Below are 13,195 nucleotides of genomic sequence, written 5' to 3' on the forward strand. Positions count from 1 at the left end.
TTCACGTTTTACCCGATCAATTTCTCGGGAGTTGTTGTATAAAATTCTTCAGTTTTTCAATATTCTTGAGCCCATGTGCATCTTCAAACTTCGAATTCAAATCTACTCCTAGCATCATTGGGTTTTTTGCTGCAAAAGTCAAAACTTCCTCACCACTCTCTTCATCTATCCCCCCACTTAAGAGAAAGCCTTTGTCGAATGGATAAGTTTCCAAAATTGACCAATCAAATTTCTTTCCGGTTCCTCCGTGTTTTGGAGAAGCCGTATCGAAAAGAAATTTGCTCACGAAAGGGAAGTAACTTTTTAAAGTTCCCCAATCAATTCGATCATTCACCGATATAACTTTCCAGATTTCTGCCTTTGTTTTCTTCGAAAGCTCCTCCACGAATTCAGGCGATTCACCACCGTGAAGTTGGACAGCTTTCAAATTGAAAAGGGCTTCTTTTCTTAAAATCTCAGCTTCTGTTTCATTCACAAAGACGCCAACTTTTGAAATCGAAATTTTCGCCAGTTCAAGCGATTGCTCATCTGAAACAAATCTGGGAGATTTGGAATAGAAAATAAGCCCCATCCAATCGGGATTAATCTCCTCGATTAATCGGAAAATATTTTCTGATTCACGCATCCCACAGACTTTGATTTCCATTAGACTTTGCTCAGCACTGATCCTTCAGCCAATTTTTTATATTCTTTGATAAAATTATAAGCTGCCTGCTCGGGTCTTGCTGACTTCATGAAACTTTCTCCGATCAGGAATCCATCGAATCCAGCTGATTTTAATTGAATCAAAGTCGCAGGATCAGAAATCCCGCTTTCAGAGATTTTTACAAAGTTTGAAGGAATCCGATTGACTAGATCCAAGGAAGTTTGAAGGGAGACTTCGAAAGTTTTCAAGTTTCTATTATTTACTCCTACCAAATCCAAGGCATCACAAAGGCTTCGATCCAATTCTTCGCCATCATGTACTTCCATCAATACTTCGAGTCCAAGGCTTTTGGCAAAATATGCAAGCGATTTTAATTTCTCAGGTTCCAAAGCTGCAGCAATAAGCAAAACACAATCTGCTCCAATGGATTTTGCTTCCACAATTTGATATTCATCAACCACAAAATCTTTGCGTAGAATGGGGCAAAAATTAAAGTGACGTGCCGCCTTTAAATCTTCAGAACTTCCTCCGAAATAAGCAGAATCAGTCAGAATGGAAAGTGCAGATGCCCCTGCTTGCATGTAGCCAATACTCACTTTCTCTACTTTTGCTGATGCATTTATCATTCCTTTGGAGGGAGACTTTCGCTTGAATTCAGCAATGATCCCGGTCTTCTCAGGGTTGTAGATATACTTTTTCATCGAGACTACTTTCCCGTCAAAGAAGATGCTTTGCTCTAATAATTTGACTGGAACTAAGCTTTTTCGCTCGGATACTTCAATATGCTTTGCAGCAATGATTTGATCTAAAATATTCATAGTAAAGTTTAAGCAAATGAAATTGAGGTTTTAGGATTTACTAAGCCGTTGAACACGTTCAGGGCTTTTCCGGATAATAACGATTCTGTTGCAATGGATACTGCTTCTGGAAACTCAAGTCCATCTTTTGCAGTCACCAGGGCGGCTGCAGAGTTTGCAATGACTACTGAATTCTGACTTTCAGTCCCTTTTCCCTTCAGGATATTTTCAAAGATTTTTGCAGATTCTGCTACAGTTTCTCCTCCAGCGATACTTTTTGCATCTAACTTTTTTAAACCTATACTTTCCGGAGAAAGCAACCGCTCGCCTCCGTTTGAGATCATTTTAAACGACCCCGTCAATGAAATCTCGTCATATCCATCAAGTGCGTGAAGAATTGAGAATCTACCTTCCATTTCCTGATACAAATACCCATAAAGACGTGCTAGCTCTAGACTAAATACTCCTACCAATTGTTTTCTCGGAAAACTAGGGTTGACCATAGGTCCGAGCATATTGAAAAAGGTTTTTACGCCGAGTTCTTTTCGAATCGGAGCAACATTTTTCATCGCAGGGTGGAAAAGTGGCGCGTGCAGAAAACAAATTCCAGCTTCGTCTAGCCCACGCTTGATTTCGTCAATATTATTTGTGAACTGATAGCCAAAATAGGAAAGTAAGTTTGAGGAACCACAGATAGAAGATACACCCGTATTACCATGTTTGGCGACATTTTGCCCAGCACCAGCCACCACAAAAGAGGATAAGGTGGAAATATTAAAGGTATCCTTTCCGTCGCCTCCTGTACCGCAAAGATCCATGGCATCGTATTCAGCTATTTCTACCGGAATACATAGCTCCAGCATGGCATCACGAAAGCCACGTAGCTCATCCACTGTAATACTTCGCATCAAATACACAGTCATAAAGGCCGCGATTTGGCTTGTATTGTATGATCCAGTTGCTATATTTTTTAAAACGTCTTTCGCTTGATCTTGAGAAAGCGTACGGTGTTCGATCAATAAGTTTAGAATGTCTTTCATCTATTTATGATTGATTTTTAATTGTCATCCCTCTATATGCCGAATTTATCATGCTTGATTTCATAAGCTTAGGGTGATTTTTTTTAGGCAGATAACCAGTTTTTCATAATGGCCACTCCATTTTCTGTAAGGATACTTTCAGGGTGAAATTGAACTCCTCTTACGTCATACACTTTATGTCTAACTGCCATAATCTGCTGATCGGGTGTTCGGGCGATTACTTCCAGATCAGGTGAAAGGGTGTTTTCATTGATGACCCAGGAGTGATATCTTCCAATACTAAATGTATCGGGAATGCCCTCAAAAAGCAAATCCTGACTTACGGTAACTTTTGAAGCCACGCCATGTAGCACTTCAGACAGGTTGGTCAATGTACCTCCAAAGGCCTCTCCGATGGCTTGATGTCCAAGGCAAACTCCCAGAATGGACTTGGTCGGCGAATATCTTTTTAAAAGCTCGGGCATGACTCCAGCTTCTTCTGGTATTCCTGGACCTGGAGAAAGTAGGATTTTATCATAGGCCTCTACCTCATCGAGACTTATTTTATCATTTCGGAAGACATCCATTACAGCTCCATATCCGAGTTGACGAACGATGTAAACCAGATTGTAGGTGAATGAATCGTAATTATCGAGAACTAGTATTTTCATGTTTTCCAATTATATCTTCTCAGCTGCTCTTAATGCTACCCTCAAGGCTTCTAATTTATTTGCTACTTCCTGCAATTCAGATGGAATCGTCGACTTTGCGACCACTCCTGCACCAGCCTGGAAACGAAGGGTATTGTTTTCAGATACAAATGATCGAATTAGAATTGCATGATTGAAATCGCCATTGAATCCTAAAAAACCAATTGCTCCACCATAGAATTGACGGCTACTATTTTCAAGTTGATCAATAAGCTGCATCGCTTTGTATTTAGGTGCACCTGACAATGTTCCAGCAGGAAAAGTATCTGCTACCAGTTGAAGTGGATTTGCTCCTTCAGGCAACTTTCCAGTCACTTTTGAGACCAAGTGAATGACATGGGAGTAATATTGGATTTCTTTGAAAACTTCCACATTGACTTCGACAGAAGTTCTGGAGAGATCATTTCTAGCCAGATCCACCAACATCACGTGCTCTGAATTTTCTTTTGGATCATCGTAGAGTTGTCTCGCGAGCGCAGCATCTTCCTGATCATTTCCAGTTCTTCTAAAAGTACCTGCTATAGGGAAAATCGTGGCTTTATTTCCTTTTACTACAATTTGGGCTTCCGGAGAACTTCCAAAAACTTTAAAGGAACCATAGTCAAAATAGAATAAATAAGGTGAAGGGTTCACCGAACGAAGTGCGCGATAAACATTGAATTCGTCGCCTTTAAATTGTGTGGTAAATCTTCTGGAAAGTACTATCTGGAAGACATCCCCTCGGAAGCAATGCTCCCGCCCTTGATTGAGAATCTTCAAAAACTCCTCATCTGTATAATTAGAAAATTCCTCTCCCACTTTCTTGAAGCTGTAGGCTGGAATATTTTTACTGTTGAGCAGCATTTCGATTTCATCTATCATTTCAGGATTTTCCGCACCTGCTACCCGATGTTCTAATAAATTCAACTCATTCTTATAATGATCAACTACTATTATATTCTGATACACTGAATATTGCATCATAGGCACTTCATTTGGGATCGTATTTTCCAAATTGATATCCTCAAAGTAAGCCAGTGTATCGTATTGGATATAGCCAAATAAACCGTTTGAACTGAACTTAAAATTATCCGGAGCTACGTCAAACTTATTTCCAAATGCTCTTAAAGCGACCATCAAGGGCTTCTCCTCTGTCACCTCATAGGTCAAAGTTTCACCAAAAGGCAAAGTTTCGGTCACTTTTCCCCCGTTGAAAGAAAAGGTGGCAAGTGGGTTAAAGCAGATGTAAGAAAAGCTGTTTTCCTGACCATGGTAGTCCGAACTTTCAAGTAAAATAGGATTAGTGAATCGATCTCTAATCTGCAAATAGATACTTACCGGAGTTATAGTATCAGCTAATCGCTTGCGATGGGTAGTTAAGATGGGGAATTTCACTTGAGTCATTTTTAGGAATTTTGCATGAAAAAAGGCTTACCGGAAATCCAGTAAGCCTTTTTACTATGTTGTAACGCAAAATAAAATGCAGGGGCTTTCTAAATTTCCTTTTGGGAAGAATAAGAATGCCACCACCAATATTTGTTTGCGATTGTTTTCATAAGAGTAAGTGCAAAATTAGAAAGTGATTGTTAAGTACAAAGCATCTTTTAATTTATTTCTCAATTTTATTCTCCTAAAACTCTAATTGACGCGTTTCAATCATTTTGGGACAAAACCTTAAAACAACTCAATCGTGTAACTTATGAGTTTCTATTTTTCTATTTATGAAAAAATCCATCTTACTATTCCTCTTTATTATTAGCACTTTCATGACCGTTTCTGCGCAAATAGAATCTGGCTGGAATCAAAAATTGAATGAGGTAAAATTCAAATCCCAAACTGGAGAAGAATCTGTTTTAGGTGTGGATCCGGGACTTCGGTATGCAAATCTTCAGCATCATGATAGAGATTTTCGGTTATTTTATAATCGTAATGACATGCGAACAAAAAATATCCGAATAGTGGATCAAAAATCCGGACTTGAAATTGCAAAAGGTAGAGGAAATATTTTTTGGGGAAATGGCCGAATTGAATTCATTGATGGGGAAACGGTAAAGTTGAAGCGCAAAAGAAATCAGAACGGCTATACCATTATTGGACCTTACGGAGAACTATTTAAAATAGAGAATCAAGCAATCAGCCCAGTTAAAACCTATGGAGAAAAGGACTTTCTTTCGCAAGCTTTTTTTGTTTTTGATTGGATTAAAACCACTCAGAAACCTCCACAGGATATAGTAGTATATACTACCTATAGTTCGACTTGGTAAGATTATTTTTCCAAACTTTATGGAATAATTAATAAAACAATGGCAAAAGCTTTTCCACAGTATTTCAAGCGCGTCTTTGATGACTACCAAGTGTTGGTCCAAGTAAATCCAAATGATTTCACTGGATTGGAATTGATTGTTCATCCTGATGGAAAAATCGAAAAAACTGAAATGACCTTTGATGAGGAAATTTTTGAAGATTTGGCTGAAGATGAATTCATCCATTGCAATGTCTTAGAGTTTCAGATGTATCACGCTAAAGTCAAGTGAGTTTCTGTTTTTAGTCATTTCGGGATGAAGTTTGCTGACTTTAGATTTTACTTTGAAAGTATTCTCACTGATTATCAAGACTAGGGAGGTCTGCTTGCTAAAATCAGCATCATGAGATTGGATTCAAAAAATTTTGATTTACCTTTGTGGCCTAGCGGCACGACCAGCTCCTGCTGAATCCCCCAGGTCCGGAAGGAAGCAAGGGTAGGCGGTTGTAGCGGTGCGATGCCGCTTCTTTTTTGCCTTATTTTTTTTCAAGGCACCTTTTCCCGGTTTCGATTCCTGATTAATCTTCTAACTTTGTTTCAAATAATCAAACCTAAAACTTCGTGAGATTAGCATACTAAATACGATTAACCAATTTTATTTAGCGACATCCTAAAATCATGTTACCTTTAAAATCAATCTGATAAATATGAAATTCTTTATTGACACCGCAAATCTTGATGAAATCCGTGAAGCCTATGACTTAGGCGTTTTAGACGGTGTGACTACCAATCCATCCTTGATGGCCAAAGAAGGCATCAGTGGTGACGCCAACGTAAGAGCCCACTACAAAGCGATCTGCAATATCGTTGACGATAAAGTGAGTGCTGAGGTTATCTCAACTGATTTTGCCGGAATGATAAAAGAAGGTAAAGAGCTTGCTAAAATCGATGATAAAATCGTTGTTAAAATCCCGATAATCAAAGATGGAGTGAAAGCGCTTAAGTATTTTCACAGTGAGGGTATTCGTACCAATTGCACTCTAATTTTTTCTGCAGGCCAAGCGCTCTTAGCGGCAAAAGCAGGAGCTTCATACGTTTCCCCTTTCATTGGCAGATTAGATGATATCTCTTATGACGGTATGGAACTGATCGCGCAAATCGTTCATATTTATCAGAATTATAACTTTGAAACGGAGGTTTTGGCAGCATCAGTGCGTCATTCTATGCACTTATTAAAGTGTGCAGAGGTAGGAGCAGATGTGGTAACTTGCCCATTGAAGGTAATCACGGGTCTCCTAAAGCACCCACTAACTGACTCTGGTCTCGCTACGTTCTTAGCCGACCATGCAAAAGCTGCTGGCAAATAAATTTTATTATGCCGACTCCGGTCGGCTCTTTTCTCTCTCAATTATGTACATAATCAAAGTCAAAGGCAAAGCAAAAATCCCGGATTACATCCAAATTCGGGATGAAAACTTTGTTTTAATCGCTTATTTCAGAGCTGACAGGCCTTTGAAAAATATGGAAAAATTTGGCTTGGAGGGTAAGGAAGAAGAATTAGAGGCGTTAATCAAGGGTCTATCTTTTGGAAAATTGCAAAAATTAGAGATTTAAAGTAACATGGATTTCTCAACTCAACCCGTACTGCAGGTCAATCAGGCTACTATTTTTCAAGGATTAAATCCTGTCCTTACCGATGTCAACTTCTCCGTAGAGCAACACGAATTTGTTTTTCTAATCGGTCGAACTGGAAGTGGTAAAAGTTCACTTTTAAAAACGCTTTATGCCGATTTGGAATTGAAAAGTGGCGTGGTAGAAGTAGCCGGGTTTGATCTGGGGACGATTAAACAAAAAGAAATTCCTTTTCTCAGAAGAAAAATTGGAATCATATTTCAAGATTTTCAACTCTTCAATGATCGAACGGTCGCAGAGAATCTGTCTTTTGTAATGAAAGCTACCGGTTGGAACAACAAGCTTAAAATCAGAGAACGAATGGCAGAAGTGCTCATGCTAGTTGGTCTAAATGATGCCTTGGAAAAAATGCCTCATCAGCTTTCCGGAGGGGAACAACAACGAGTTGTTATTGCACGAGCGTTACTAAACGAACCATCCATTCTTCTTGCAGATGAACCAACAGGTAACCTTGATCCTGATGTTGCAGATGGGATTTTTAAACTATTTCAAGAAATCAACAAAAAAGGTACTGCTATCCTGATGGCAACCCACAACCATGATTTACTCCGGAAATATCCCTATCGGGTTTTAAAATGCGAAAATGGAGTTCTGCAGGATAGTAAAACTCACGACGTTTCCTTCGGAACTTCTTTTTAATCCTTATCATATTGTCCCACTTAGGTAACATGAGTCCTATTTCTTCGTTTGATTGTTGGTATAATGTAAAGCTTATGAAACTCTCCCTCTTCAAAAACATCCTACTATTTTCAATAATTGGTGTATCACTTTCCAGTTGTAATAAGGATGAAGAACTACCAGCAGTAGATCCGACCTCCAATGCTGCAGTGAATAGATGGATTATTGACATTATGGATGAGGTCTATTATTGGCTTGGAGATTTGGGGACACCTATAAGTGAAGATGCAGATCCTGAGGATTATTTCGAAGCCCTACTTTTCAGACCAACCGATCGATTTTCGGTGATTTATTCTGATTACCAGGAGCTGATTAATTCTTTGAATGGGATCTCCCTTGAATCAGGATACGAGTTTATTCTTTATAGAGAAAGTGCCTCAAGTGACAAAGTCTTTGCAGAAATCACCTACATCAAAAAGAACAGCCCAGCTTCTGCCGTTGATCTGAAACGTGGCGATCGAATTCGATCCATTAACGGAACTTTGTTTACCGTTGATAATTTTCGTGAGGTCTTGGGACTTACCGAATCTACCCATAGCCTTGAATACACAAGATATGATGAAACATCCAATCAATTTGTAGAACAACCAAGCATTAGCTTAACTCCTATTCAGCTTTCTGAGGACCCTAATTTTTTAGATACTATATATACCATCAATAATGAAAAAATAGGCTACGTAATTTATCATTTTTTCACTCCAGGTCCGGGTAATGGAAGCACACAATTTGACAATGAAATGGATGCGATTTTCGGGAAATTCAAATCAGAGTCGATCGATCATTTGATTGTAGATTTAAGATACAACGGAGGTGGATTCGTTTCTTCGGCTGTAAACCTAGCAAGCCTTATCGGTCCCGGAGTAAGTACTACAGACATTTTCTCAAAAACAAAGTATAATTCGTTTATAGCCGAGCAGATTCCTGAGCTAAGAGATGTGAAAACTACTTTCAAAGCCAAAGCCGAAAATCTTGGTAATACACTAGACGGAAATAGGGTTTATATTTTAACATCAAATCGTACTGCCTCTGCATCCGAATTGATCATAAACGGATTAAAACCTTACATGGATGTGTTCTTGATTGGAAATACAACAACAGGTAAAAATGTTGGTTCTATTCCCTTTGAGGATGAAGCCAACCCGGATAACAAATACGGAATCCTTCCGATCGTAACACAAAGTTTCAATAGTTTGGATCAGTCAGATTATACCACAGGATTTAATCCCAATGTGGTAGCCTTGGAGTCAGCAGAGTTGCTACTTCCACTAGGTGACATTAATGAGCAATTGCTTCGAAAGGCAATTACCCAAATTACAGGGACAGCACCTTCAGGACGAATTCTAAAATCTGAAAGATTAGATGTTGCCAGTTCGTTAGATCAAAAAATTCGAACAGGTAGAATGATTGAAAATAAAATACTAAAGTAGCGGAGCTCAATATTTTATTAAATCCGAGCTAAATCAATCTAGAAAAATTTGTTTTTAGAATTTTAAGCTATCATTTAGATTTTAACACTTAGGATATTGCAATGAAACCTGAATTATGGTTTGTTCAGTTTTTTTGTTGATTAGCAAAAAAATCAGGTTACGTTGCAAGCATTGTTGAGATTCATATGAGGAAAAATGAGATAATTATTTTCTTGTTCCACTAATTAATTTTTGATGATCAGTCTTTTTCTTTCTGGAATGCAGTTAACTTTGACCAAAATCATCTATCAGTGCTAGAGCTAGTTGCCAGTTTTCTATTAATTCTATCAATCTATTTCTTAGGAAGCCTAGCTTTAGTTCAAGAAATCATACGACCGAATAAGCATTTGATAAGAGACGGGAATCAAGAAAAAGGTCATTGGGAGACTAATTACTCAAAAATCATCCTTCTTAGCTTAATACTTTCTTTGATTACCACTACTGCAGCATATTTCATTTTTCTATAGGCTAAAAAAAAACCGACCTTTTAAAAAGCCGGTTTTAGAATTTAGTGAACAAAGAATTACATCGCCTTTTTCAAATTTTCTTTAGCAAGTGTAAAGTTTGGTTCCAATTGGATTGCCTCCTCAAATGCAGTTTTGGCCTCAGCCTTTGAACCCTGATCCAAATAAATCATTCCTCTTAGATTTAGTCCGGCAGCTTTCATTCCAATTTCCTGAGTTTCTGTCTGCGAGACAGGAAAGCCTATTTTCTCATCTGCCTTTGCGTTTTTGATCAACATATCAGTCGAATTAATTGCCTCCTGATACTTTTTCAAACTATACTGAATAAATCCTGATTTATATAAACTAAAATTATCTCCAGTAAGAAGAAAGAGTCTTTCAAAGTGCGGAAGTGCCCGATCCAGAGCTCCAAGTTGCTCAAGAGAAAAAGCTGCAATTTCTAAAGACCCTATGCTTTTATCATTTACCTCCAGAATATCCAAAGCTACCAAAGCAGCAGAGGTAGACATTCCATTTTCGAAATAAAGTGATCCTAATAATTCCGGATAGCGCAGGTCATCCGGATTTCTTACAATTAGACTATAAAGTTTATCTTTTGCGGCTTGAAAATCATTGTACCGAATGGCCAACTGATAAGCTGCTTGATCTTGATTGTTCAGAATTTTTCTGGTATTGGCATCCAGTCTTGGCTGGATAGAATCTGTGTTCTGGGCGAATGCAGCACTAGCGCAAATCAGCAGAAACAGCATGGATAAAACGTGCTTCATTGGTGTTAATTTTATTTAGTTTTTTATTTAGGGGATTTATTTTGAGGCTCTAGGCCCTTCTTTTTAGCAATGGAAAACATCAATTCCCGTGCCTCTATAGGATTATTATGAATTTTGCCCTCCAATATAGCTTCTTTAATCTCTTCTTTAATCTCACCGACGATTTTTGAAGGCTCAAGATTAAATATTTCCATAATCTCTTCACCGGAAATAGGAGGTTGAAAATTCCTCATTTGATCTTTTTCTTCTACTTCCAACAGTTTTTGATCCACTCGATCAAAATTTTCAAGATATCGTTTTACTTTTTTATTGTTTTTGGAAGTGACATCTGCCCTACAAAGTTTCATTAAGTCTTCTATATCATCTCCAGCATCAAAGAGTAATCTTCTCAAAGCTGAATCCGTCACTTCGTCTTTAACTAATGCAATAGGCCTCAAATGAAGGCGCACCAGCTTTTGAACATACTTCATCCGATCATCCATCGGAAGCTTTAATCTTCTAAAAATATCCGGAACCATCCTTGCGCCCTTATCTTCATGTCCATGGAATGTCCAGCCAACCTTAGGATTAAATCGCTTGGTTGCAGGTTTAGCTATATCATGGAGAATTGCTGCCCACCTTAAATACAAGTCATCACTGACTTGGCAGACATTATCCAAGACCTGTAAGGTATGATAGAAATTATCTTTGTGAGATTTATCATCCACAGAATCTACCCCTTGGAGATCCACCATTTCCGGAAAAAACTCATGCAATAACTTGCTAGCAAAAAGCAATTTAAATCCATAGGAAGGCTTTTTAACTAGAATAATTTTATTCAGCTCAACAATAATTCGCTCTGCAGAAATAATTTTAAGTCTGGAGGCATTTTCTGTTATGGCAAAGAAAGTATCTGGATCGATATCAAAGTCAAGTTGAGCAGCAAAACGAATTGCCCGTAGCATTCGAAGTGGATCATCCGAAAAAGTAATAGAGGGATCCAAAGGAGTTCGGATTATTTTTTTCTTGATATCAACCAAGCCGTCAAATGGATCTAATATACTTCCAAAGTCCTCTTTATTTAAAGAAATAGCCATCGCATTGATCGTAAAATCCCTGCGCTCCAGATCTTCTAGGAGAGTTCCATTTTCAACAATTGGTTTCCTGGATTCAAGTCGATAAGATTCCTTTCTAGCGCCGACAAATTCCAATTCCCAATCTTCAAGTTTTACCATCGCAGTCCCGAAATTTTTAAATACGGAAACTGGGACGTGATAATCAAATTGCTTAGCAACTTCCTCTGCAAGTTTAATTCCACTCCCTATGCAGGTAAAGTCAATATCCTTACTATTTCTTTTCAATATTAGGTCTCTCACATAGCCACCCACTAAATAGGTTTCAAGGCCTAAGTTTTGAGCAGCTTGTGCGACTTTTGAAAAGACCTCAAATTCATCAAGATGTGATTTGAAATTCATGCTTTAATGATTTTTACATCTCCATCCGGACTTAAAAATAGCTCTTTGACACTTGGGCTATTAAGCGGAAATGGAACATCTATTTTATCAGTAGGCTTTTCGTTGGAATCAAGTTTTACCAAAATAGGCTGAGAAATTTGAAACAGAAACTTATTCCAATTCGGCTCACGAATTAGCGCAAATTTTAATTTACCATCACGAACCAAATCTGACTTCATGACTCGATTTGGAGTACTATGATAAATAGTCGGCTTACTGGCATACTCCACGATATCTAAAGAAACCTCTGAAAAAGCTTCACAAATCGTTCTAATTTGGAACATATCAAAGAGAAGAAAAATCCAATCTTGTCCTAATTCGGGAGTCCAATTCTCTGGTTTGATCAAAGAAATCACTTTCCCATTTCCTTCCTGAATGTGTAGAATCCCTGTTTTTTTAAATTCTGCTGCGAGTTGAGATAGATCCAAAGCTGTTTTTTTTACAAAAATAACCAGAATATCTATAGGAGCGGGTTTATTATAAAACCAAAAAAAGCTCCCCTCAACCAAAAGCATGAAAAATTTAACTTCACGCTTTGATCGAGGATTTTTAAAAATGCATTAGAGCCAGAGGAATCTGCCCAAAAATCTTTAATGAAAGTAGACCAATCATCAGAGCATTTGAAGGGAAATCAAAATTTAGCACTTGGCTGTATAAAATTGTTTACAAAAAGCTTTATGAAGGGTACGGAAAAATAAGACCGAACACTCCCTCGTTAAAGAAACAAAAACTCAAAATAGATTTCCAGCAATTTTTTGTGATGGAATTCAAAGTCTTCAGGAAGCCAATAAATAGAAATAATAAAGAATGGTATGGAATACCTTCAAGGACATGAACTCTCTGTTCTTACGTTATTTTATCTCCAAGAACTAAGCATAAAAGAAATTGTAATGATTACTTCATACTCAGAATCCCAAGTTAAAATACTGTTCCATCGGGGAATAAAAAAACATTATTCTGTGTTAGAAAAAATGACAAATAAATAATTAGTAAAATTATTATGAAAAAAAATCCTAAGATGAATCAGGCCACTAGGCAAATAGATTAAAGAGTCAGTGAGAGATAGTCAGTTTCCTAAGTTTTATAAAATAATTATCAGGAAATTAGAAACACTTAAATTAAAACCAGAGTATCAACCTGCTATTAATGCATTGACTCTTAGATTTTCAATTTGAACTGCTTCTTTATCTGTCTTAGACATGATTTACTCACCTCAAGCAATTAATTCGGGATTTTTGTCGA

General features: G+C 37.7%; 14 protein-coding genes and 1 other RNA gene. 7 read left to right on the forward strand and 8 right to left on the reverse strand.

What is annotated here, in order from left to right; all coding sequences use genetic code 11:
- Positions 1-16 precede the first annotated feature (16 nt).
- From BVC88_RS04905 to BVC88_RS04925, 5 genes are all read right to left on the reverse strand, one after another.
- A complete protein-coding gene (locus BVC88_RS04905) occupies positions 17-646 on the reverse strand; it encodes a phosphoribosylanthranilate isomerase (RefSeq protein ID WP_075349547.1) in 630 nt (209 codons plus the stop codon).
- Positions 646-1,464 (reverse strand): indole-3-glycerol phosphate synthase TrpC, encoded by an 819-nt coding sequence (gene trpC / locus BVC88_RS04910; RefSeq protein WP_075349548.1) that lies wholly within the window; start codon positions 1,462-1,464, stop codon positions 646-648. Before trpC ends, BVC88_RS04905 begins: the two co-directional genes overlap by 1 nt.
- 8 nt (positions 1,465-1,472) lie before the next feature.
- Positions 1,473-2,483, reverse strand: a complete 1,011-nt coding sequence (gene trpD / locus BVC88_RS04915; RefSeq protein ID WP_075349549.1) for an anthranilate phosphoribosyltransferase — start codon at positions 2,481-2,483, stop codon at positions 1,473-1,475.
- An 83-nt stretch (positions 2,484-2,566) separates the two neighbouring features.
- Positions 2,567-3,133, reverse strand: coding sequence for an anthranilate synthase component II (locus tag BVC88_RS04920; RefSeq protein ID WP_075349550.1), 567 nt, complete (start codon positions 3,131-3,133; stop codon positions 2,567-2,569).
- Positions 3,134-3,142: 9 nt separating this feature from the next.
- Positions 3,143-4,555 (reverse strand): anthranilate synthase component I family protein, encoded by a 1,413-nt coding sequence (locus BVC88_RS04925; protein WP_075349551.1) that lies wholly within the window; start codon positions 4,553-4,555, stop codon positions 3,143-3,145.
- Positions 4,556-4,872: 317 nt separating this feature from the next.
- Between BVC88_RS04925 and BVC88_RS04930 the strand changes: the two genes are divergently transcribed.
- The 7 genes from BVC88_RS04930 (at position 4,873) to BVC88_RS04960 (ending at position 9,190) form a co-directional block, all read left to right on the forward strand.
- Positions 4,873-5,415 (forward strand): hypothetical protein, encoded by a 543-nt coding sequence (locus tag BVC88_RS04930; protein ID WP_075349552.1) that lies wholly within the window; start codon positions 4,873-4,875, stop codon positions 5,413-5,415.
- A gap of 39 nt (positions 5,416-5,454) precedes the next feature.
- Positions 5,455-5,685, forward strand: a complete 231-nt coding sequence (locus tag BVC88_RS04935) for a hypothetical protein (protein ID WP_075349553.1) — start codon at positions 5,455-5,457, stop codon at positions 5,683-5,685.
- Positions 5,686-5,836: 151 nt separating this feature from the next.
- Positions 5,837-5,923, forward strand: an RNA gene (gene ffs, locus BVC88_RS04940) — signal recognition particle sRNA small type.
- A 177-nt stretch (positions 5,924-6,100) separates the two neighbouring features.
- Positions 6,101-6,760 (forward strand): fructose-6-phosphate aldolase, encoded by a 660-nt coding sequence (gene fsa, locus BVC88_RS04945; protein ID WP_075349554.1) that lies wholly within the window; start codon positions 6,101-6,103, stop codon positions 6,758-6,760.
- 43 nt (positions 6,761-6,803) lie between these two features.
- Positions 6,804-7,007 carry a fructose-6-phosphate aldolase gene (locus BVC88_RS04950; RefSeq protein ID WP_075349555.1) on the forward strand — a complete coding sequence of 68 codons (204 nt, stop codon included), beginning with the start codon at positions 6,804-6,806 and terminating at the stop codon, positions 7,005-7,007.
- A gap of 6 nt (positions 7,008-7,013) precedes the next feature.
- Entirely contained in the window at positions 7,014-7,724 is a 711-nt protein-coding gene (locus BVC88_RS04955; protein WP_075349556.1) for a cell division ATP-binding protein FtsE, read from the forward strand.
- A gap of 74 nt (positions 7,725-7,798) precedes the next feature.
- Entirely contained in the window at positions 7,799-9,190 is a 1,392-nt protein-coding gene (locus BVC88_RS04960) for a S41 family peptidase (protein ID WP_075349886.1), read from the forward strand.
- A 562-nt stretch (positions 9,191-9,752) separates the two neighbouring features.
- On the opposite strand, the gene BVC88_RS04970 is transcribed toward BVC88_RS04960, so the two are convergent.
- From BVC88_RS04970 to BVC88_RS04980, 3 genes are read right to left on the reverse strand one after another with little or no spacing between them, the layout of a single operon-like run.
- The gene (locus tag BVC88_RS04970) at positions 9,753-10,460 is read right to left on the reverse strand and encodes a tetratricopeptide repeat protein (protein WP_075349558.1); all 708 of its coding nucleotides are present in this window, start codon (positions 10,458-10,460) and stop codon (positions 9,753-9,755) included.
- Positions 10,461-10,483: 23 nt separating this feature from the next.
- A complete protein-coding gene (locus BVC88_RS04975) occupies positions 10,484-11,914 on the reverse strand; it encodes a CCA tRNA nucleotidyltransferase (RefSeq protein WP_075349559.1) in 1,431 nt (476 codons plus the stop codon).
- Complete coding sequence (locus BVC88_RS04980) at positions 11,911-12,468, reverse strand: hypothetical protein (RefSeq protein WP_083639009.1); 558 nt, start codon at positions 12,466-12,468, stop codon at positions 11,911-11,913. The genes BVC88_RS04975 and BVC88_RS04980 overlap by 4 nt, the downstream gene beginning before the upstream one ends.
- Between the last annotated feature and the right edge of the window lie 727 nt (positions 12,469-13,195).

Source organism: Algoriphagus marinus, assembly GCF_001936475.1.
Lineage (GTDB): Bacteria > Bacteroidota > Bacteroidia > Cytophagales > Cyclobacteriaceae > Algoriphagus > Algoriphagus marinus.